The sequence below is a fragment of the Streptomyces marincola genome (assembly GCF_020410765.1).
Lineage (GTDB): Bacteria > Actinomycetota > Actinomycetes > Streptomycetales > Streptomycetaceae > Streptomyces > Streptomyces marincola.
Window position 1 is genome coordinate 4,062,173 of record NZ_CP084541.1, and the last position, 20,466, is coordinate 4,082,638.

The window sequence follows — 20,466 nt, forward strand, 5'->3', positions numbered from 1 at the left end:
GAGTCTGATATGTCATTTCCCCTGCTGACGGCCACGGCCCTCACCCCTGCCATCGGCGCCGTCGTGACCGCCGCGGTGCCCGCGGCGCGGCGCACGGCCGCCAAGTGGGTCGCGCTGCTGTTCTCGCTGGCCACGGTCGCGTTCGCCGCCGCCGTGCTGCTGCGGTTCGACACCGGAGACGGCGCCGACCGCTACCAGCTGACCGAATCCCGGTCCTGGATCGAGGACTTCGGCGTCCGCTACGAACTGGGCGTGGACGGCATCGGCGTCGCGATGATCGCGCTCACCGCCGTGCTGATCCCGTTCCTCATCGGCGCCGGCTGGAACGACGCGGACGCCAAGGAGGAGGACGCGGCGTCCGCGACCCGGCGGTGGCGGCCCACCCAGGGCTTCTTCGCGCTGATCCTCGCGGTCGAGGCGATGGTGATCATCTCCTTCGCCGCCACGGACATCTTCCTCTTCTACATCTTCTTCGAAGCCATGCTGATCCCGATGTACTTCCTCATCGGCGGCTTCGGGGACCGGGCGGGGGAGCAGGGCGAGGAGGGGCAGGCCAGGCAGCGCTCCTACGCCGCCGTCAAGTTCCTCCTGTACAACCTGGCCGGCGGCCTGGTCATGCTGGCCGCGCTGATCGGCCTGTACGTGGCGACCGCCGACCAGCTCGACGCCGGCACGTTCTCGCTCCAGGCCATCCTCGACGCGCGGGCCTCGGGTGAACTCGACCTGGCGACCGGCACGGAACGCTGGCTGTTCCTCGGCTTCTTCATCGCCTTCGCCATCAAGGCCCCGCTGTGGCCCGTGCACACGTGGCTGCCCAACGCCATGGGCGAGTCGACGGCGCCCGTCGCCGTGCTGATCACCGCCGTGGTGGACAAGGTCGGCACGTTCGCGATGCTGCGCTTCTGCCTCGGCCTGTTCCCCGAGGCCAGCGAGTGGGCGACGCCCGTGGTGATCACCCTGGCGCTGGTCAGCATCATCTACGGCGCGCTGCTCGCGCTCGGCCAGCGCGACATGAAGCGGCTGATCGCCTACGCGTCGATCAGCCACTTCGGGTTCATCGTGCTCGGCATCTTCGCGATGACCAGCCAGGGCCAGAGCGGCGCGACGCTGTACATGGTCAACCACGGCATCGCCACCGCCGCGCTGCTGCTGGTGGCCGGCTTCCTCATCTCCCGCCGCGGCTCGCGCCTCATCGCCGACTACGGCGGCGTGCAGAAGACGGCACCGGTCCTCGCCGGAACGTTCCTCATCGGCGGCCTCGCGACGCTCGCGCTGCCGGGCACGGGGCCGTTCGTGAGCGAATTCCTCGTGCTCGTCGGCACGTTCAGCCGGTACGAGGTGGCCGGCATCATCGCCTGCGTCGGCATCGTGCTGGCCGCGCTCTACGTGCTGGTGCTGTACCAGCGGACGATGACGGGGCCCGTCAAGGAGGGCATCGAGAAGCTGCCCGACCTGCGGGTGCGGGAACTGGCCGTGGTGGGGCCGCTGATCGGCCTGCTGCTGTTCCTCGGCGTCTACCCCAAGCCGCTCACCGACCTCGTCGACCCGGCCGTCGAGCACACGCTGTCCGACGTCGAGCAGACCGATCCCCAACCGCATGTTCCCGGAGTGGAGGCCACGCGTGAGTGACCTGGCCAGGGCCGAGGGCCGCGGCCTCGCGTGCCGACGCGGGGCGAACGAAGGAGTCGCAGCATGAACCCCGGGGAGCTTCAGGCTCCGGACATCGAATGGGCGGCGCTCTCGCCGAGCCTCATCGTGTTCGGCGCGGCGATCATCGGCGTGCTCATCGAGGCGTTCGCGCCCCGCAGGTCCCGCTACGCCGCGGAAGTGGTGCTCGCCGTGGCCGGCCTCGCGGGCGCGTTCGCCGCCGTGGTCGCGCTGGCCGCGGACGGGCGCGCCACCTCCGAGGCGCAGATCGCGGGCATGGGCTCGCTGGCCGTCGACGGGCCCGCGCTGTTCCTCCAGGGCGTGATCGTGCTGGTGGGCCTGGTGTCGGTGTTCCTGTTCGCCGAACGCCGCCTCGAACCGGCCGCGCACGGCCGCGCCGTCGACTCCTTCACGGCGCAGCCGGCCGCGGTGCCGGGCGGCCAGGCCGAGCAGGAGGCGGAGCGGGCCGGGCACGTCACGACGGAGATCTTCCCGCTGCTGCTGTTCGCCGTCGGCGGCATGCTGCTGTTCCCGATGGCCAACGACCTGCTGGTGCTGTTCATCGCCCTGGAGATCCTGTCGCTGCCGCTGTACCTGCTGTGCGCGATGGCGCGCCGCAAGCGGCTGCTGTCGCAGGAGGCGGCGCTGAAGTACTTCCTGCTCGGCGCGTTCGCCTCGGCGTTCCTGCTGTTCGGCGTGGCCATGCTGTACGGCTACGCGGGCACCGTCTCCTACGCGGGCATCGCCGACGTGGTCAGCGGCGAGCCCGCCGCGCTCGACGCGGGCCTGGCGTCCACGATGGGCAACGACGCGCTGCTGCTGATCGGCGGCACGATGGTCACGATGGGGCTGCTGTTCAAGGTCGGCGCCGTGCCGTTCCACATGTGGACCCCGGACGTGTACCAGGGCGCGCCGACGCCGGTGACGGGCTTCATGGCCGCGGCGACGAAGGTGGCCGCGTTCGGCGCGCTGCTGCGGCTGCTGTACGTGGTGCTGCCGGGTCTGCGCTGGGACTGGGAGCCGGTGCTGTGGGGCGTGGCGATCGCCTCGATGGTGGCGGGCGCGGTCGTCGCGATCACGCAGACCGACGTGAAGCGGCTGCTGGCCTACTCGTCCATCGCGCACGCCGGGTTCATCCTGTCCGGCGTGGTCGCGGTGAGCGAGGACGGCGTCTCCTCGGTGCTGTTCTACCTGGCGGCCTACTCGTTCGTGACGCTGGGCGCGTTCGCGGTGGTGACGCTGGTGCGCGACGCGGGCGGCGAGGCCACGCACCTGTCCAAGTGGGCGGGTCTCGGGCGGCGTTCGCCGCTGCTCGCGTCGGTGTTCGCGCTGTTCCTGCTGGCGTTCGCGGGCATTCCGCTCACGTCGGGCTTCGCGGGCAAGTTCGCGGTGTTCCGGGCCGCGGCGGACGCGGGCGCGATGGGCCTGGTGATCGTGGGCGTGCTCGCGTCGGCCGTCGCGGCGTTCTTCTACGTGCGCGTCATCGTGCTGATGTTCTTCAGTGAGCCGAAGTCGGACGGGCCCTCGGTGGTCATCCCGAGCCCGTTGACGATGTCGGTGGTGGCGCTCGCGGCGGCCGTGACGCTGGTGCTCGGGGTCGCGCCGCAGTTCTTCCTCGACCTCGCGAGCGACGCGGGTGTGTTCGTACGCTGACGCGGGCGAGTGACGGCGGAAAGGCCCGGACGCCAGGTCCGGGCCTTTCCCGCGGTGTCCCGCTCGGGTCAGGAGCGGGAGCGTCCCGAGTCGCCGCTCAGGTCCGGCATGTCTTCGAGGTCCGGGATGTCCTCAAGGTCGGGGATGTCTTCGAGGTCCGGCATCTCGGGCATGTCTTCGAGGCCGGCGCCGAGCCCCTCGTAGGTCTGCGCGGTGCCGGAGGACCAGGTGACGTTGAGCGTCGAGCCGCTGAGGCTCAGCTCTGCCTCGGTCTCGGGGAACAGCTGCTCGCCGAACTGCGTGCACTCGATGGTCAGCGCGCTGCCGGAGACGGAGCCGTAGCAGACGTCGCCCTCGGCGTCGGTGCTCTCGACGAACGTGGCGCTGCCGCCGGTGATGTTCAGCGAGCTCTCGCCGGTGCCGCTCAGCGTCCAGTAGCCGTCGAAGTCGGCGCCGGAGCCGCCTCCCTCGCCCGGGTCGGCGCCGCCACCCTCCTCGGGAGTGGGCGGCTGCGTGCCGTCCTCGCCGCCGCCTTCCCCCTCCTGCCCGCCGCCTGGCGCCTCACCGATGCCCGCGAACGGGCTGCCGCTGTCGTCGCCGTCGCCGCAGCCGGTGAGCAGGAGTGTGGCCGCGGCGACCGCGGGTACCGCGCATCGTACGGACCTGCGCATGAGTCCCCCTTGTTCGTTGATCGTGCTCACGCACGTTATCCCGGCCTCGGAAGGGGTAGGCAGAGATGTTACGGCCGTGTGGCAATCGGCGCGGGACTGATACGCGGGGGCGGCTCGTGAAGCGCTCCCGCCGACTTGGGAGTTCGTTCCGTGCCGTCGCTCCGGGGCGTGCCCGGCCCCCGTCTCCCGTGAACGCGCGCCCCGCCCGTGCCCGCGGCGGCCCCGCGGCGGCCCGGGCGGCGGGGGCGCCCCGCATCGTTCACCCAGGAGCGGTGATCGACTCGCAACCGGCTACGCTGCCGGTGACAACGCACCGGAGACAGGGAGAACGCTCGTGACCGTCGTGGGGCCCTTCGGGGTGAGCGTGCGGGACCAGGCCCTGGAGGCCGATGTCCAGGCCGGGCTCGCGGCTGTCGAGGCCGGCCTGATCGAGGCCACCAAGAGCGATGTCCCCTTCATAACGGAGACGGCGCAGCATCTGGTGCGGGCCGGGGGCAAGCGGTTCAGGCCGCTGCTGCTGCTGCTCGCGGCCCAGTTCGGCGACCGGGACGCGCCGGGGGTGGTGCCGGCCGCGGTGGTGGTGGAGCTGACGCACCTGGCGACGCTCTACCACGACGACATCATGGACGAGGCCGAGGTCAGGCGGGGTGTGCCGAGCGCGAACGCCCGGTGGAACAATTCGGTCGCCGTGCTCACGGGCGACTTCCTCTTCTCCCGCGCCTCGACGATAGTGGCCGACCTCGGGACCGAGGCCGTGCGCATCCAGGCGGAGGCGTTCGAACGGCTGGTGACCGGGCAGATCCAGGAGACGGCGGGGCCGCGCGAGGGCGAGGACCCCATCGCGCACCACTTCGAGGTCATCTCGGGCAAGACCGGCTCGCTGATCGCCGTGGCGGGCCGGATGGGCGGGCTGATGTCGGGGGCGCCCGAGCCCGTGGTGAACGTGCTGGCCCAGTACGGCGAGCGGATCGGCGTCGCCTTCCAGCTCGCGGACGACGTGCTCGACATCGCGAGCGACGGCCAGGAGTCGGGCAAGACGCCGGGGACCGACCTCAGGGAGGGCGTGGCCACCCTGCCCGTGCTGCGGCTGCGCGAGATGGCCGCCAAGGGCGGCGCCCCGGAGGACGCGGCGCTGTGCGCGCTGCTCGAAGGCGACCTGACGGACGAGGCGCGGCACGCGGAGGCGCTTGCGGGGCTGCGGGCCCACCCGGCGCTGCGGGCCGCGCGCCAGGACGCCCTGGTGTTCGCGGAGGAGGCGCGGCGGACGCTGGCGCCGCTGCCGGAAGGGCCGGCCAAGGAGGCGCTGGCCGGGCTGTGCGACGCGGTGGCCGACCGCACGGCGTAGCCGGCCGCCGCCGGAACGTGGCGCGGCAGGCGTGGCCCCCCGTCCTCTGCGGGTAGATCCCCTACGGGTTCGGGGCGTGCGCACCTGGCGCCGGTCATCCGCTGGTCGTAGGGCGAAGCCGTCTGACGGCGGATGCCGCGGCGGCCGGGGGCTGCTGGAATGGATGGTGCTGAGAGCCGACTGGAGGGGCACGAGATGGCGAAGAACAGCACGGTCCGGCGGGCGGCCGTACCGGCCGCGGTGGTGGCCGGGGTCGCGGCGGTGGGGGCGGGGCTGTGGCCCGCGCTGGCCAGTGACGGCAATCCCGACCTGCCGGAGATCACCGCCGAGGAACTGCTGGTGCGGATGGCCGAGTCGGACACCGCTCACCTGTCGGGCACGCTCCGGGTGAACGCGGACCTCGGCATCCCCGACTTCGGCGGGATGCTCGACGGCGTGCTCGGCGGCGTCGAGGGCCCGGCGGGCCGGCTCGCGGGCCTGGTCACCGGGGACGCCTCGCTCCAGGTGGCCATGGACGGCGAGGAGCGGCAGCGGCTCGCGGTGATCGACGGCTCCGAGGAGTTCAGCGTCATCCGCAACGGGGACCGGGTGTGGGCCTACGACTCCGAGACCGACACGGTCTACGAGGCGGAGGCGCCGGCCGGGGCGGCGCGGGACGCCGGGGCGGCCGAATCGCCCGCGGGCGCGCTGACTCCGCGCGAGGCGGCCGAGCGGCTGCTCGACGCGGCGGGTGAGCACGCGGAGGTGTCGGTGGACGGCACGGCCAGGGTCGCGGGCCGCGGGGCCTACCAGTTGGTCGTGGAGCCCAGGGACGCGGCGCACGGGCTGACGTCGGTGCGGGTCTCGGTGGACGGCGAGACGGGCGTTCCGCTGGCCGTGCGCGCCGACGGGCCGCAGGGGGAGTTCGACCTGTCGTTCTCGCGCATCGACTACGAGCGGCCGGCGGGCGGCGTGTTCGAGTTCCAGCCGCCGAACGGCGCGGAGGTCGTGCCGCTCGACCCCGAGCGCCTGCTGAACGACGCGCTCGGCGGCCTGGGCTCGTTGGGGGACTTCGGCTCGTTCGAGGGGTTCGGTTCCTTCGAGGACCTGGAGTCGTTCGAGGAGCTGGGGTCGTTCGAGGACCTGGAGTCGTTCGAGGAGCTGCCGGAGGGCCTGGCGCGGTAACGCCGCGCCCCCCGTCGTGGGGTCCGGAGGGCGGGCGTCGATGCCGTCAGCTCGCGCAGAACTCATTGCCCTCCGGGTCCCGCATCAGCCGCCAGTGCCCCGCCGTCCGACCAACGACGGGGCTTGGCGGCCGCTGCCATGAGACTGACCGCGGTGTCAGTCGTCGATCGCCTGGTAGAGCGTGGTCCAGAAGTCGTGGAAGAGCCGCGCCGGATCCGGGACGGACGTCCCGACCTGGGTGAGCAGGATTCCGGTGATCCGGGTGTCAGGGTCGGCGTAGGTGGAGGTGCCGCTTCCGCCGTCCCAGCCGAACTGGCCTATGGGCGCGTAGTCACCGCGGTAGGTGCGTACGGCCATGCCGAAGCCCCAGCCGCCGTGCTGCCCTTGGCCGAAGGAGACGTGGACGTTGTCGGTGGCCAGTTTCTGTCTGGCGGCTTGCTGTTGAGCCGTGAGGCGGTTGGTGGTCATCAGCTCGACAGCGGCGCGGGACAGGACGCGCTCGCTCCCGTGCATCCCGCCATTGAGCAGCATTCGGAAGTAGGCGTGGTAGTCGTCGGCGGTGGAGTTCAGTCCGCCGCCGCCGCCCTGGAACGCCGGAGGCCGGCTGTGGCGCCCCCCTTCGGCCTCGTCCCACACGTGGAACTCTCCGGTCTGCGGGTCGGGGGCGTACAGCGGCGGCAGCCGGTCCATGTCGTCGGCCGGAACGTGGAAACCTGTGTCCCTCATCCCCAGCGGGCCGAAGACGCGTTCGCGCAGGAACGTCTCGAACGGCTGGCCCGAGACCCGGGCGACGAGCACGCCCAGGAGATCGCTGGCGATGTGGTACTGCCAGTGTTCCCCAGGCTGGTGCATCAGCGGCAGCTCACCCAGGCGGCGTATCCACTCGTCCGGCTCGGGCATCGGCTCGGGCAGATTGGGCGTGAGCCCCTGCTCGAAGATCCTGTTCATGATCGGGGTGCCCAGCGAAGTCATATCCATGCCGAGCCCGAACGTGGAGGTCAGCACGTCCCGCACGGTGATCGGCCGCCGGGCCGGCTCGGTGTCGTCCAAGGGGCCGTCGATCCGCTTCAGCACCTGTCGGTCGGCGAGTTCGGGCAGCCACTCCTGCACCAGGTCGTCCAGTCGCAGCCTGCACTCGTCGAGCAGGACCATGGCCGCCGCGACCGTGACAGGCTTGGATGTCGAGGCCATACGGAAGATCGTGTCCCGTCTCATCGGCGCGCCGCCGTCATGGCGCATCGTTCCGAGCGATACGACATGTGTGTCGTCGCCCCGGCTGAACAGCGCCACGAGCCCGGGGATCTTGCCGGACTCGGTGTGCCGTGCGAGCACGTCGCGCACTCGTTGCAAGCCTGTCCTGGAGAAGCCGTCGTACTGGCCGGCGGGTGCGAGGGACATGGTGCGGTACTCCTTCGGAAGTGTCATGGGGGCGCGTTGGTCACAGGCTGCGGGCGGTGATGTCGCCGTGGGCGGTGGTCGCGTGGATGTGCAGGGCGGCGTCGGCGCCGTCGGTGTTCCTGAGCGCGTTGTGAATCCGGCCGTAGGCGGTATCGGCGTTCAGGGAGGCGGAGACTCCGTGGGCGGCACCGATCGCGATGTCGCCCTGCCCGGTCCGCAGCGTGACGGTGCCGCCCACCGCCTCGGTGATGCGGAGGTCGCCCTTCCGGGTGCTGATCTCGCCGGGGCCGCCCAGGCGGCCGACTGAGATGTCGCCGTCGAGGACGGCGAGGCGGACGCTTCCGGTCTCGTCGAGGTCGACCGTGCCCTGTGCTCCCTCGAAGGTGACATCTCCGAGCCGCCCCGTGCTCCGGAATCCGGCGCCGGCCGTCTTCACCTCGACGCGGGAGCCGACGGGCAGATGGACCGCCACTTCGACGGACCCGGAGGGGCCGAGGGCCTGGTTCTTCCCCTCCGGGGTCTTGATCCGCAGGACGCCGTCGCCGTGGACGACTTCGGTCTGCTCCGCAGCCTTCACATCGCGGCTCTTCGAGGCGTCCGCGGGCAGGACCTCGACCGTGGTGTCGGCCCGGTCGGCGGCGGTGCACCGGATGCGGCCGGCGAGGACGTCGAGGACCGCGGTCACCGGAGTGGGGGTGTCGAACTCCTGCATTGCGCTCTCCTGATCTCGCTGCTCATACGGAAAGGTGTGGTGCGTTCACGGCATTGGTCGCGACAGATGACGAGTGGACGTTGCGGCGGAGACACCACGAACCGGGTGGGGGGAAGCGATGCCGGGAGCGGGCTCACTCCGCCCGCGGCGCCCTCACGGGGCTCGCGTGGCACCCCACGGGTCGAGCTCCGCGTAGGCCGGCAGCCACTGGTGCTCGTACGCCTGACGCTCGGGTCGGGGCAGGGAGGCCAGCGTTCTCGTGACCGTGTGCTCATCGGCGCCGTCCAGAAGCCACGGCAGGAGCCGAGGGGCGCTGGAGTGGATCATTTCGGCATGGACCTGGCAGAAGTGGGCCCACTGCTTCTGCGTGACGGCCTCCTGGACGAGGGGAAGCGCTGCCTCCTCCTCGTGGGCGAGGTGCCCGGTCAGGCCCGTGACGATGGAGTCGGCGAGGTCACCGGGCAACTGCTGCGGAGCGCCCGAATCCGACAGTGCGTGGTCGAGCGCTTCGACAAGGGGGGCGAGAGCCGCGTGCTCGGCCTCCATGGCCTCCAGCAGGGCGAGGTCGCCGGGCCTTCCGGCCAGGTTGCCGCGCAGAGCCGGCCACAGGGCATCGTCCTCGGCGCGGTGGTGGACGTGCAGGCCGTGCTTCAACAAGTCCCAGCCCTCGGCGGCACGCAGAGCCTCGCCGGGGTCGCGATCCGCGCGGGAGGTGATATGCGCGACGTGCCGGAGGTCGCGCCGGAGTGCGTCGTGCATCGCATACATCGCCGTCATGTCGAGCGAACCATCCATCGCCTTCTTGCTCCTTTCCCGCATCCGTGAACCTTCCGGTCACGCCGATGCGGAAGATCAGCGCGGACAGGCCCGTTCCTCTGGTGGTGCCCTCGTCCCGCCGAGGGTCGGACCCCGCCTCGCCCCTCGGGTCGGCCGGGCGGGGCGACCGCTACGGCCAACCGCATGCCCGCACGCCAGCTGTTGGTGGGCATCGGATGGGACAGGACCGGCCGAGCCGACCTACGGCCGCCTCGTCGCCCCCAATGGACCCAAGCCTCCTTCAGGGCGACAAGTCCGATCAACGCGGAATCAGGGATGATCTCGATAACCGCTGGGTTATGTCGAGGCGCGTGAGTGCGTCCGGGAGGGGCGTCATGGAACTACGGGACATAGAGATCTTCCTGACACTCACCGAGGAACTGCACTTCGGGCGCACCGCCGCACGCCTGCATGTCAGCCAGGCGCGGGTGAGCCAGGCGATCAAGCAACAGGAACGCCGCATCGGCGGCGCCCTGTTCGACCGCTCCAGCCGGCGCAGTGTCCAACTGACCCCGCTGGGCCAAATCCTGCGGGACGATCTCAGACCGGTGTACGCGGGACTGCTGACCAGCCTGGAACGGGCCCGGCTTGCCGCCCAGGGAGTCACCGCCACGCTGCGCATCAGCATGCTGCCCTTCAACCTGCCTGACCTGTACCCCCATTGGCGGGCCTTCCGGGCCCGCCACCCCCAATGGCAGTTGCAGGTGCGCCCCGCCTCCTACATCGATCCGATCGCCCGGCTCCGCGCTGGGGAGATGGACGTCCTGGTCGCCTGGCTGCCCGTGGAGGAACCCGACCTCACCGTGGGCCCGGCCCTGTTCCACGACCCGCGTGTGCTCGCCGTCTGCGCCGACCACGAGCTGGCGGAACGATCCACCGTGTCCCTGGAGACGCTCGCCGACTTCCCGCATGCCACGGCCCCTCAGATGCCGGACTACTGGGAGGACGCGTATTTGCCCTTCCACACCCCCCGAGGCAGACCCGTCGAACGCGTCAACTCCGTCACCGCCCCCGACGAACTGATCAATCTCGTCGGCACCGGCGAGATCGTCCACCCGTTCCCCACCCACGTCACCCAGTACTGGGCCATGACCCACATCCGGTGGCTGGCAATCCCCGACATGCCGGCCCTGTCGTATGCCCTGGTATGGCAGACCGAGAGAGAGAACGACCTCATCCGCGCCCTCGCCGAGGTGGTGCGCGGCATAGGTGCCGCTCGGCTCTGACCAGGCCGCTCTCGCCCCCCCCTCTCGCCGGGGCGGCCCGGATGGCATCCGATGGGTCGCATAGTTGTGGCGTCCCTACCGGGCGTCGCGCCTCTGTCCGTCCCCGAGCGCGTGCTGGACGCGTTCTGCGGCCTGGGCTCGGGTGAGGAGTTCGGTTCCTTCGAGGAGCTGCCGATGCCGTCAGCTCGCGCAGAACTCATTGCCCTCCGGGTCCCGCATCAGCCACCAGTGCCCCGCGGGCCCCTGGTCCTCCTCGCGCACGCGGGTGGCGCCGAGTTGTTCGAGGCGGGTCACCAGCGTGCCGAGGTCCGTGCCCTCGGGGCGGTGGATGTCGATGTGCAGGCGGTTTTTGACCGTTTTGCTTTCGGGCACGTCCTGGAACAGCAGCCTGCGCCCCAGGCCGATACCGGTGTACTCGTCGAACGGGTCCTCGGGGTGCCTGACCGCCGCGTAGCCGCGGAATCCGCGCGTGCCGCCGGGACGTTCGTCGACGGCGGCGGCGCTCACCTGCCCCGCGGCCAGCAGGTGGTCGACGAGGCCGGTCTGGTCCTCGATCTCGTAGCCCAGGGCTTCGGCCCAGAAGGGGGCCAAGGCCACCGCGTTGTTGCTGTCGACCACGAGTTTCCAGTGCAAGGTCATGTAACTCTTTATACTGGTTACATGGTGCCAGGTCCATCTCCCGCCCCGTCGGCCGGAATCGTGTTGCGCCCGCCGACGGGTGCCGCGTTCCGGTTCGACCCGGGCGCGCTGTGCCTCGAACTGCTGGTCACGGGCGGCCCCGGGGAGTTCCGCCGCTGGGAGTCGCTGCACGGGCCCGCCGACCTGGTCGCCTGGGCGGCCGGATCGCGGCTCTCGCCCGCGCCCGTGCCTGAGGTGACGGACGCGGAGGCCGGCGCGGCCCGGCGGGTGCGCGACGCGCTGTGGCGGCTCATGCTCGCGCGCCTCGCGGGCGAGGCCCCGCCGCGCGAGGCCGTCGCCGAGGTCAACGCGTCAGCCGCCGCGCCGCCGCTCGTCCCGGCCATCGGGCCGGACGGCGCGCGGGTCTGGGCGCCGCCGGTGACCGGCGCCGCGCTGCTGTCCACCGTGGCGCGGGACGCGGTCGCGCTGCTCACCGGCCCGCACCTGGACCGGTTGCGCGTGTGCGAGGGCGAGCGCTGCCACCTCGTGTTCGTGGACACCTCGCGCGCGGGCCGCCGCCGCTGGTGCTCGATGGAACGCTGCGGCAACCTGCACAAGGTCCGCGCCCTGCGAGCCCGCCGGGAGCGCGAGGCGTGAACGCGCCGGATGGAGGCCAACCGCTTCCGGCGCGCGACGCGTTGTCCGGCGCGCGTGAACGTCTCGGGCGAGACCGCCGCCCCCGCGCGGAGCGTTGACCGGCCTCGCCCGGGACATCGGGGCCGACCGCGTCGGCGCCCGAACGGCCGCCCGCGAGCGGGGCGTTCAGCCGAGGGACGCGAGCAGCTCGTCGCAGGCGCGTTCGCAGCGGCGGCACGCCTCGGCGCACACGCGGCAGTGCTCGTGCGAGTCGGCGTGCCGCGCGCACTCGTCGGCGCAGGCGCCGCACACCGTGGCGCAGGCCCGGAGCTGGGCGCGGGTGACGTTGGCGTCGTATCCGGTGTGGCGCGAGAGCACCCGCCCGGTCGCCTCGCAGATGTCCGCGCAGTCCAGGTCGGTGCGGATGCACGTGGTCAGCTCGGCCACGCTCGGCTCGGACAGGCAGGCGTCCGCGCAGGCCGTGCACGCCTGGGCGCAGGCCGCGCACTCCTCGATGCAGCGCGCCAGCCGCTCGCGGTCGACCCGGCCGAGGTCGGCGGGGTAGGTGGCCAGCATGTCGTCGATCGCCAACGTTGTCATGGTTGCTCCCGCATGATCCGGAATGTGCATCGTCCCCGCCCGGGTAACCGGTGGGCGGGGACGGGAAACAGCACTCCGCGGCCCGTCCCGCGCGCGGGCGGGACGATCGGGACGATCGGGACGATCGGGAGTGGTCACATGTGCACGGTGGGTGCCCCGTCTCCGTGGCCCGCGCCGGTGGCGCCTCGGCGGTAGAGGAGGACGGAGATCAGGACGCCGACCGCGAAGAACGCCGCGGACCACCAGTACGCCGTCGCGTAGCTCTCCAGACCGGCCTGCGCCCGGACGGCCGGGTCCCTCGGGTCCTTGCCCGCCAGGTAGTCGGTGGCGGCGCTGGCGGCCAGCGTGTTCAGCACGGCGGTGCCGATCGAGCCGCCGATCTGCTGCATGGTGTTGACCGTGGCCGAGGCCACGCCCGCGTCCTCGGCGGCGACGCCCGCCGTGGCCAGGTTCATCGCGGGCGCGATAATGGCGCCCATGCCCAGGCCCGCCACGATCAGCGGCGGCATCACGTGGCCCGCGAACGTGCTGTCGAGGTCGAGCGTCGTCAGCCAGGCGAGGCCGAGCGCCGAGAGGGCCATGCCGGCCGTCACGATGGGCCGGCCGCCCAGGCGCGGCAGGAGCGTGGTCGTGGCGAGCGTGGCCGTGATCATCAGCGCGCCGATCATCGGCAGGAACGCCAGGCCCGTCTCCACGGGCGAGTAGCCGAGCGACGCCTGGAGGTAGTACGTCACGAACAGGAACAGGCCGAACATGCCGGCGCCGCTGATCAGCACCGCGGAGAACGAGGCCCCCCGGTTGCGGTCGAGCAGCACGCGCAGCGGCAGCAGCGGGTGCGCGCTGCGCGTCTGCCACCAGCTGAACACGGCGAGCAGCACGGCGCCGGCGATCAGGAAGCCCCAGGTGGCCGCGTGGTCCCAGTCGTGCGACTCGGCGTTGGCGAAGCCGTAGACCAGGCTGAACAGACCGGCCGAGACCAGCAGCGTGCCGGGCACGTCGAGGACGACGTTGCGGTTGCGCGCGGACCGGGTCAGCAGGAGCGCACCGCCGACGAAGGCGAGCGCGGCGAAGATCAGGTTGACGTAGAGGGTCCAGCGCCAGTCCAGGTACTCGGTGAGCACCCCGCCGAGCAGCAGGCCGATGGCGCCGCCGGCACCGGCGATCGCGCCGTAGACGCTGAACGCCTTGGCCCGTTCCTTGGTGTCGGTGAACGTCGTGGTGAGCAGCGAGAGCGCGGCGGGTGCGAGCAGCGCGCCGAACACGCCCTGGAAGGCGCGGGCGGTCACCAGGATCTCGAAGTTCGCGGCGGCGCCGCCGAGCGCCGACGCCGCGGCGAACCCGACGGCCCCGACGAGGAACACGATCTTGCGGCCGAACAGGTCGGCGATCCGGCCGCCGAGCAGCAGCAGGCTGCCGAAGGCGAGCGCGTAGGCCGTGATCACCCACTGCCGGTCGCCGTCGGAGAAGCCGAGGTCCTGCTGGGCCGAGGGCAGCGCGATGTTCACGATGGTGGCGTCGAGCACCACCATCAGCTGGGCGACGCCGATGACGGCCAGGATCCACCAGCGGCGGGCGTGCGAACGGGCGTCCATGTCTGTCGTTTTGGACGGTGCGCCGGGGGTGTCGGGGACTTCTGCTGCGGTCTGCGAGTGAGACATGTTCGTCTGGCTCCGGTCAACTGTGTAGCAATGCGGGAAGCAAGGCGCTGTCGAGGTAGCGGATCAGGTAGTCCGCGTCCGCGTACTCGCCCTCGAACAGCGGCCGGCTGAGGACGGCGGTGAGGATCATCTGCGGGAGGAAATCCATGGCGGCCGGCCGGCCGGTCAGCTCGCCGCGCTCGATGGCGCGGTCGATGAAGACGGTGAACTCCGCGATCTCCGGCTCCACCAGGGTCTCTCGAAGGGCCCGGGCGAGCTCCGGGGCGTCGAGCGTGGCCCTGGCGAGGCCGGTCATCAGCGCGGTGTCCTCCACCGCCTGCGCCGAGGCGCGCGTGAAGAGGCTGTGCAGGTCGCCCCGCAGCGAGCCCGTGTCCACGCCATCTATCCGGGTCGGGCGGTGGGCGTGCAGGGCCGCGGCCACCAGCTGCGGCTTGCTGTGCCACTGCCGGTACAGCGTCGCCTTGCCGCAGCGGGCTCTGGACGCGATGGCGTCCATCGTCAGTCCCTCGTAACCGGTTTCCCTGAGCACCTCCACGACCGTGGCGAGGACCTCGGCCTCGCGGTCGTCGGTCATGCGGGGGCGGCGGATCGAAGGCGCGTCTGAGGTACGGATGGCGAACTCCCGGGGTGCTCTGGTCCGGCTCGCGGCATGCGAACGCATGCTCGGATAGAACGGAACGGTCTCGTTCCATAACGTACGCCATCGGGGCTTTGGAACGCAACCGTTCCACTCCGGTGTGCCGTGCCGGGGGAGAACCCCACCGTGCGGCGGCGGGTCCGCCCGATGGCGGCCGGGCGCCGCAGGGCGGCAGGGTGGGCGGCGTGAAAAACACGCGAACGACGAGAACGACGAGAACGACGCGAACGACGAGGAAGACGAGGAGCCGCGCCCGTCGGGCGGCGGCGTTGGGCATCGCGGTGCTGATCGCGGGCCCGGTGGCGGCGGGCGGCGCGGCGGCGGCCCCGGGCGGGACGGCCGGCGACCGGCTGCGGCACGATGCCGAGGCGATCACGGCCACCGGCGTGACCGGCGTCCAGGCCCGGGTGACCGGGGCCGACGGCCGGGTGCACACCGCGACCGCGGGGGTGGCCGACCTCCGCACCGGGCGCCAGGTCCCGCCGGACGGCCACTTCCGGATCGGCAGCACGAACAAGACCCTGGTGGCGGCCGTCGTGCTGCAACTCGCGAGCGAGGGCGCGCTGTCGCTCGACGACAGCGTGGCGGAGTGGCTGCCCGGCGTCGTGGGCGGAGAGCACGACGGCGATCGCATCACCCTGCGCGCGCTGCTCCAGCACACCGGCGGCGTGTACGACGGGGCCTACCCGAGCCGCGGCGGCTCGGCCGCGCACTACTACGCGAGCCGGTACGACGTGCACACCCCCGAGGAGATCGTGGCCGCCGCCATGCGCCACGAGCCCGCGTTCGAGCCCGGCGCGCGCTGGGGCTACTCCAACACCGGCTACGTCCTGCTCGGCATGGTCATCGAACGGGCCACGGGCCGGCCCTGGCACGCGGAGGTGCGCGACCGCGTCCTGGAGCCCCTGCGCATGTGGGACACGTACTGGCCCGGGCGTTCGCCCTCGCTGCCCCTTCCGCACGCGCGCGGCTACACGCGCTTCGCGCCCGGCGAGGACCTGGTGGACACCACGCGGCTGATCGACGCGGACGCCTCCGGCGGATACGTGTCGACCACGGCCGACCTCGACCGGTTCGCGCGGGCGCTGTTCGACGGCACCCTGCTCGACGAGGAGGCGCTGGCGGAGCTGACGCACACCGTGCCCGTCGAGGAGGAGGGCAACCCCTGGCCCGACGCCGGCTACGGCCTCGGGCTGTTCTCGCGGCCCCTGCCCTGCGGCGGCACGGCCTGGATCCCCAGCGGCGACCAGATCGGCTGGAAGACGCGCGTCGGGGTCAGTGCGGACGGGCGGCGCAGCGTGGTGGTGTCGATGTCCACCCAGCTCCAGGACTCGGCCGAGAGCGCGCTGCGCCAGGAGGCCGCGGCCACCGCGCTCATCGACAACGCCCTGTGCGCCGAAGAGGACTGACGCGCACCCGCCGGGGCCTCAGTCGCTGAGCGCGGCGGCCCTGGGCCGGTCGGCCGGGGCGGCGGCGCTGCTGGCCACCGTGCGGCGCGAGCGCCGGGCCCGCCGCAGCACGTCCCAGGTCAGCACGCACAGGGCGACCCACACCAGCACGAACCCGGCCCAGCGCTCCGGCGGCATCTCCTCGCCGAAGGCGAACAGGCCGAGCAGGAACATGGTGGTCGGCGCGATGTACTGCATCAGGCCGACCGTGGACAGCGGCAGGCGGACCGCCGCCGCGCCGAAGAAGATCAGCGGCAGCGCGGTGGCCAGGCCGCTGACCACAAGCAGCAGCGCGTGTCCCGTGCCCTCGCTCGTGAACGTGCTGTCGCCCCGGGCGCCGAGCACCGCGAGGAACACGACGGCCGGCAGGAACTGGATCGCGGAGTCGGCGGTGAAGCCCTGGAGGCCGTCGAGGGCGGTCTTCTTCTTCGTGAGGCTGTACAGGGCGAAGGTCGTGCTGAGGATCAGCGAGATCCACGGCACCTCGCCGTAGGCGACGCTCATCACCACCACGGCCGAGGCGCCGATGCCGACCGCGGCCCACTGCGTGCGGCGCAGGCGCTCCCCGAGCAGCAGCACGCCCATCGCGATGGTCAGCAGCGGGTTGATGAAGTAGCCGAGCGAGGCTTCGAGCACCCGGTCGTGGGCCACGGCCCAGATGAACAGGTACCAGTTCACCGTGATCAGCGAGGCCGACAGCAGCAGCAGCCCGAGCCTGGCGGGCTGCCGCAGCAGCGGGCGTATCCAGGACCAGCTGCGCACCAGCGCGAGCAGCAGCAGCGCCGTCGGCAGCGACCACAGCATGCGGTGGGCCAGCACTTCCTCCGCGCCGGTGTCGGACAGCAGCTCCCAGTACAGGGGCAGCAGGCCCCACAGGCCGAACGCCGCGAACCCGTACACGAGTCCGGAACGCCCGGCCACGCCCCCGCCTGTCGCCACCACTGCCTCCCGCTACCGTTCGACCGACACCCAGAAGGTAACGGCGGGCAGCGGGTTTGTCATTCCCGTTACTCCCTGACGGTGCTGACGGTACTGACCGTACGGGCGGTGCTGTCGGGCGCGGGCCGGGCGGTCGGCCGACCGGCTCAGCCGACCACCGTCCAGGTGTCGCCGCCGGCGAGCAGGGCCGACAGGTCGCCCTTGCCGCGCTGCTCCACGGCCTGTTCGAGCTGGTCGGCCATGAGGTCGTCGTACGCGGGCCTGGGCACGTCGCGCAGCACGCCGATCGGGGTGCGGTGCAGGGTGTGCGGGTCGGCCAGCCGGGTCAGGGCGAACGCGGTGGTCGGCGACGCCGCGTGCGCGTCGTGCACGAGGATGCCGTCGGTGCCCTCGGTGGCGACGTCGATCACCTTCAGGTCCCCGGTGGCCGGGTCCCGCACCACGCCCTTGCCGCCGAGGCCGTCCTCGGCCGGCACGCCGAACCGGATCGGCTCCCCGTGTTCGAGGCGGATCACCGCCTCAAGGGCCTGCTGCTTGTCCTTCAGCGCCTCGAACGCGCCGTCGTTGAAGATGTTGCAGTTCTGGTAGATCTCCACCAGCGCGGAGCCGCGGTGGTCGGCGGCGGCGCGCAGCACGCTCGTGAGGTGCTTGCGGTCGGAGTCGACCGTGCGGGCCACGAACGACGCCTCCGCGCCCAGCGCGAGCGACAGCGGGTTGAACGGGGTGTCGAGCGAGCCCATCGGCGTCGACTTGGTGATCTTGCCGGGCTCCGACGTGGGCGAGTACTGGCCCTTGGTCAGCCCGTAGATCCGGTTGTTGAACAGCAGGATCTTCAGGTTGACGTTGCGGCGCAGCGCGTGGATCAGGTGGTTGCCGCCGATGGACAGCGCGTCGCCGTCACCGGTGACGACCCAGACCGACAGGTCGCGGCGCGCGGTGGCCAGACCCGTCGCGATGGCCGGGGCGCGGCCGTGGATCGAGTGCATCCCGTAGGTGTTCATGTAGTACGGGAAGCGGGAGGAGCAGCCGATGCCGGAGACGAAGACGATGTTCTCCCTGGCCACGCCGAGCTCCGGCATGAACCCCTGCACGGCGGCGAGCACCGCGTAGTCGCCGCAGCCGGGGCACCAGCGGACCTCCTGGTCCGATTTGAAGTCCTTCGCGCTCTGCGGCCCGTCGGCGGTGGGGACGAGGGCCAGGGCGGTGCGGGGCGAGACGGGCGCCTCAGTGGACATCGTCGAGAGCCTCCTTGAAAGCGGATGCGAGCTGCTCGGCCTTGAAGGGCAGCCCGGTCACCTGCGTGATGGACTGGACGTCCACCAGGTACTTCGCGCGCAGCAGCGTGGCGAGCTGGCCCAGGTTCATCTCGGGGAGCACGACCCGGTCGTAGGCCCGCAGCACGTCCCCGAGGTTCGCGGGGAACGGGTTCAGGTGGCGCAGGTGGGTCTGCGCGATCCGGCCGCCGGACTTGCGGATGCGGCGGACGGCCGCCGTGATCGGCCCGTACGTCGAGCCCCAGCCGAGGACCAGGACCCTGGCCCCCTCGCCGTTCTCGGCGCCGGGGTCGTCGACGACCACGTCGGGCACCTCGACGCCGTCGGTCTTGGCCTGCCGGACGCGCACCATGTGGTCGTGGTTGGCCGGGTCGTAGGAGATGTTGCCCGTGCCGTCCTGCTTCTCGATGCCGCCGATGCGGTGTTCGAGGCCGGGGGTGCCGGGCACGGCCCACGGGCGGGCCAGCGTCGACTCGTCCCGCTTGTACGGCCAGAACACCTCGGTGCCGTCGGCCAGCGTGTGGTTGGGTCCTGTGGCGAACCGCACGCGCAGGTCGGGCAGCTCCTCCGCGTCGGGGATGCGCCACGGCTCGGAGCCGTTCGCCAGGTAGCCGTCGGACAGCAGGAACACCGGCGTGCGGTACGTCAGCGCGATGCGCGCCGCGTCGAGCGCCGCGGTGAAGCAGTCGGCGGGCGTGCGCGGGGCCACGATCGGCACCGGTGCCTCGCCGTTGCGCCCGTACATCGCCTGGAGCAGGTCGGCCTGCTCCGTCTTCGTCGGCAGGCCGGTGGAGGGGCCGCCGCGCTGGATGTCGATGATCAGCAGCGGCAGTTCGAGGGAGACCGCGAGCCCGATGGTCTCCGACTTGAGCGCCACACCGGGGCCCGAGGTCGTGGTGACGCCGAGCGCCCCGCCGAACGCAGCGCCGAGCGCCGCGCCGATGCCCGCGATCTCGTCCTCGGCCTGGAACGTGCGCACCCCGAAGTTCTTGTGCTTCGACAGCTCGTGCAGCACGTCGGAGGCCGGGGTGATCGGGTAGGAGCCGAGGTAGAGCGGCAGGTCGGCGCACCGCGCGGCGGCGATCAGGCCGTAGGCGAGCGCGAGGTTGCCCGAGATGTTCCGGTAGGTGCCGGCGGGGAACGCCTTCGCGGCCGGCAGGACCTCGTAGGAGACGGCGAAGTCCTCGGTGGTCTCGCCGAAGTTCCACCCCGCGCGGAACGCCGTCAGGTTCGCCTCGGCGATCTCGGGCCGCTTGGCGAACTTGCGGCGCAGGAACGTCTCCGTGCCCTCCGTGGGCCGGTGGTACATCCAGGAGAGCAGGCCGAGCGCGAACATGTTCTTGGAGCGGCCGGCCTCCTTGCGCGTCAGGTCGAAGCCCTTGAGCGCCTCGACCGTGAGCGTCGTCAGTGGCACCGGGTGCACGCTGTACGCGTCGAGGGAGCCGTCTTCGAGCGGGTTGCCCGCGTACCCGACCTTGGTCAGCGCACGCGAGGTGAACTCGTCGGTGTTGACGATGATCTCCGCGCCGCGCGGCACGTCGGGCAGGTTGGCCTTGAGAGCGGCCGGGTTCATCGCGACCAGCACGTTGGGGGCGTCGCCCGGGGTGAGGATGTCGTGGTCGGCGAAGTGCACCTGGAAAGAGGAAACACCCGGCAGCGTGCCCGCGGGAGCCCTGATTTCGGCGGGGAAGTTCGGCAGCGTGGACAGGTCGTTGCCCAGGGAGGCGGTCTCCGAGGTGAATCGGTCCCCCGTCAGCTGCATTCCGTCACCGGAATCCCCCGCGAAGCGGATGATCACCCGGTCCAGACGCCTGACGCCCTTGTTGTCCTGGCTCGCCCGGTCGACCTCAGTGGTCACTGCTGTAGCCCTCCTTCGAGGCGGCTCGTGTCAGCCATGGTACGCGGGTAAGGATTGCCTTCCCTGGGCTGATCACATCATGGACGCGGGCGGCCGAGGCCGCCGTTCAGCACCGCTCCGACCCCCCTGAAGCCCTGGTGGGAACGCGTCGCGCCCCACCGTTCCG

At 71.8% G+C, this 20,466-nt stretch carries 18 protein-coding genes; 7 read left to right on the forward strand and 11 right to left on the reverse strand.

Annotated features, from left to right (window positions below):
- Window positions 1–9 precede the first annotated feature (9 nt).
- Entirely contained in the window at window positions 10–1,629 is a 1,620-nt protein-coding gene (locus LC193_RS17880) for an NADH-quinone oxidoreductase subunit M (protein WP_226075425.1), read from the forward strand.
- 63 nt (window positions 1,630–1,692) lie between these two features.
- Window positions 1,693–3,300, forward strand: a complete 1,608-nt coding sequence (nuoN, locus tag LC193_RS17885) for an NADH-quinone oxidoreductase subunit NuoN (RefSeq protein ID WP_226075429.1) — start codon at window positions 1,693–1,695, stop codon at window positions 3,298–3,300.
- 68 nt (window positions 3,301–3,368) lie between these two features.
- On the opposite strand, the gene LC193_RS17890 is transcribed toward nuoN, so the two are convergent.
- Window positions 3,369–4,001, reverse strand: coding sequence for a hypothetical protein (locus LC193_RS17890; protein WP_226075432.1), 633 nt, complete (start codon window positions 3,999–4,001; stop codon window positions 3,369–3,371).
- A 304-nt stretch (window positions 4,002–4,305) separates the two neighbouring features.
- Between LC193_RS17890 and LC193_RS17895 the strand changes: the two genes are divergently transcribed.
- Together LC193_RS17895 and LC193_RS17900 are read left to right on the forward strand one after the other, a co-directional pair.
- Window positions 4,306–5,316 (forward strand): polyprenyl synthetase family protein, encoded by a 1,011-nt coding sequence (locus LC193_RS17895; protein WP_226075434.1) that lies wholly within the window; start codon window positions 4,306–4,308, stop codon window positions 5,314–5,316.
- A gap of 195 nt (window positions 5,317–5,511) precedes the next feature.
- A complete protein-coding gene (locus LC193_RS17900; RefSeq protein ID WP_226075437.1) occupies window positions 5,512–6,480 on the forward strand; it encodes a LolA family protein in 969 nt (322 codons plus the stop codon).
- Between the two features lie 156 nt (window positions 6,481–6,636).
- Here LC193_RS17900 and LC193_RS17905 read toward each other — a convergent pair whose 3' ends face one another.
- The 3 genes from LC193_RS17905 to LC193_RS17915 form a co-directional block, all read right to left on the reverse strand.
- On the reverse strand, window positions 6,637–7,878 hold the full coding sequence (locus LC193_RS17905) for a serine hydrolase domain-containing protein (protein ID WP_226075440.1): 1,242 nt from the start codon (window positions 7,876–7,878) through the stop codon (window positions 6,637–6,639).
- Between the two features lie 40 nt (window positions 7,879–7,918).
- The gene (locus LC193_RS17910; protein ID WP_226075443.1) at window positions 7,919–8,590 is read right to left on the reverse strand and encodes a DUF4097 family beta strand repeat-containing protein; all 672 of its coding nucleotides are present in this window, start codon (window positions 8,588–8,590) and stop codon (window positions 7,919–7,921) included.
- A 153-nt stretch (window positions 8,591–8,743) separates the two neighbouring features.
- Window positions 8,744–9,409, reverse strand: coding sequence for a hemerythrin domain-containing protein (locus LC193_RS17915; protein ID WP_226075446.1), 666 nt, complete (start codon window positions 9,407–9,409; stop codon window positions 8,744–8,746).
- A gap of 332 nt (window positions 9,410–9,741) precedes the next feature.
- On the opposite strand from LC193_RS17915, the gene LC193_RS17920 reads away from it, so the two are divergent.
- Window positions 9,742–10,632 (forward strand): LysR family transcriptional regulator, encoded by an 891-nt coding sequence (locus LC193_RS17920; RefSeq protein ID WP_226075449.1) that lies wholly within the window; start codon window positions 9,742–9,744, stop codon window positions 10,630–10,632.
- 180 nt (window positions 10,633–10,812) lie between these two features.
- On the opposite strand, the gene LC193_RS17925 is transcribed toward LC193_RS17920, so the two are convergent.
- Window positions 10,813–11,271 carry a VOC family protein gene (locus LC193_RS17925; RefSeq protein ID WP_226075452.1) on the reverse strand — a complete coding sequence of 153 codons (459 nt, stop codon included), beginning with the start codon at window positions 11,269–11,271 and terminating at the stop codon, window positions 10,813–10,815.
- Between the two features lie 21 nt (window positions 11,272–11,292).
- Between LC193_RS17925 and LC193_RS17930 the strand changes: the two genes are divergently transcribed.
- Window positions 11,293–11,907 (forward strand): CGNR zinc finger domain-containing protein, encoded by a 615-nt coding sequence (locus tag LC193_RS17930; RefSeq protein WP_226075454.1) that lies wholly within the window; start codon window positions 11,293–11,295, stop codon window positions 11,905–11,907.
- A 165-nt stretch (window positions 11,908–12,072) separates the two neighbouring features.
- Here LC193_RS17930 and LC193_RS17935 read toward each other — a convergent pair whose 3' ends face one another.
- From LC193_RS17935 to LC193_RS17945, 3 genes are all read right to left on the reverse strand, one after another.
- Window positions 12,073–12,486, reverse strand: coding sequence for a four-helix bundle copper-binding protein (locus tag LC193_RS17935; protein ID WP_226075457.1), 414 nt, complete (start codon window positions 12,484–12,486; stop codon window positions 12,073–12,075).
- Between the two features lie 134 nt (window positions 12,487–12,620).
- Window positions 12,621–14,078 (reverse strand): MFS transporter, encoded by a 1,458-nt coding sequence (locus tag LC193_RS17940; RefSeq protein ID WP_226075459.1) that lies wholly within the window; start codon window positions 14,076–14,078, stop codon window positions 12,621–12,623.
- 82 nt (window positions 14,079–14,160) lie between these two features.
- A complete protein-coding gene (locus tag LC193_RS17945; RefSeq protein WP_226075461.1) occupies window positions 14,161–14,718 on the reverse strand; it encodes a TetR/AcrR family transcriptional regulator in 558 nt (185 codons plus the stop codon).
- Between the two features lie 332 nt (window positions 14,719–15,050).
- Between LC193_RS17945 and LC193_RS17950 the strand changes: the two genes are divergently transcribed.
- Window positions 15,051–16,190, forward strand: coding sequence for a serine hydrolase domain-containing protein (locus LC193_RS17950; RefSeq protein WP_226075463.1), 1,140 nt, complete (start codon window positions 15,051–15,053; stop codon window positions 16,188–16,190).
- An 18-nt stretch (window positions 16,191–16,208) separates the two neighbouring features.
- On the opposite strand, the gene rarD is transcribed toward LC193_RS17950, so the two are convergent.
- From rarD to LC193_RS17965, 3 genes are all read right to left on the reverse strand, one after another.
- Window positions 16,209–17,168: an EamA family transporter RarD gene (rarD, locus tag LC193_RS17955; protein ID WP_318842166.1), complete on the reverse strand. Its 960-nt coding sequence runs from the start codon at window positions 17,166–17,168 to the stop codon at window positions 16,209–16,211.
- Between the two features lie 146 nt (window positions 17,169–17,314).
- Window positions 17,315–18,403 carry a 2-oxoacid:ferredoxin oxidoreductase subunit beta gene (locus LC193_RS17960; RefSeq protein ID WP_226075465.1) on the reverse strand — a complete coding sequence of 363 codons (1,089 nt, stop codon included), beginning with the start codon at window positions 18,401–18,403 and terminating at the stop codon, window positions 17,315–17,317.
- Entirely contained in the window at window positions 18,393–20,300 is a 1,908-nt protein-coding gene (locus LC193_RS17965; RefSeq protein WP_226075467.1) for a 2-oxoacid:acceptor oxidoreductase subunit alpha, read from the reverse strand. Before LC193_RS17965 ends, LC193_RS17960 begins: the two co-directional genes overlap by 11 nt.
- Window positions 20,301–20,466 lie beyond the last annotated feature (166 nt).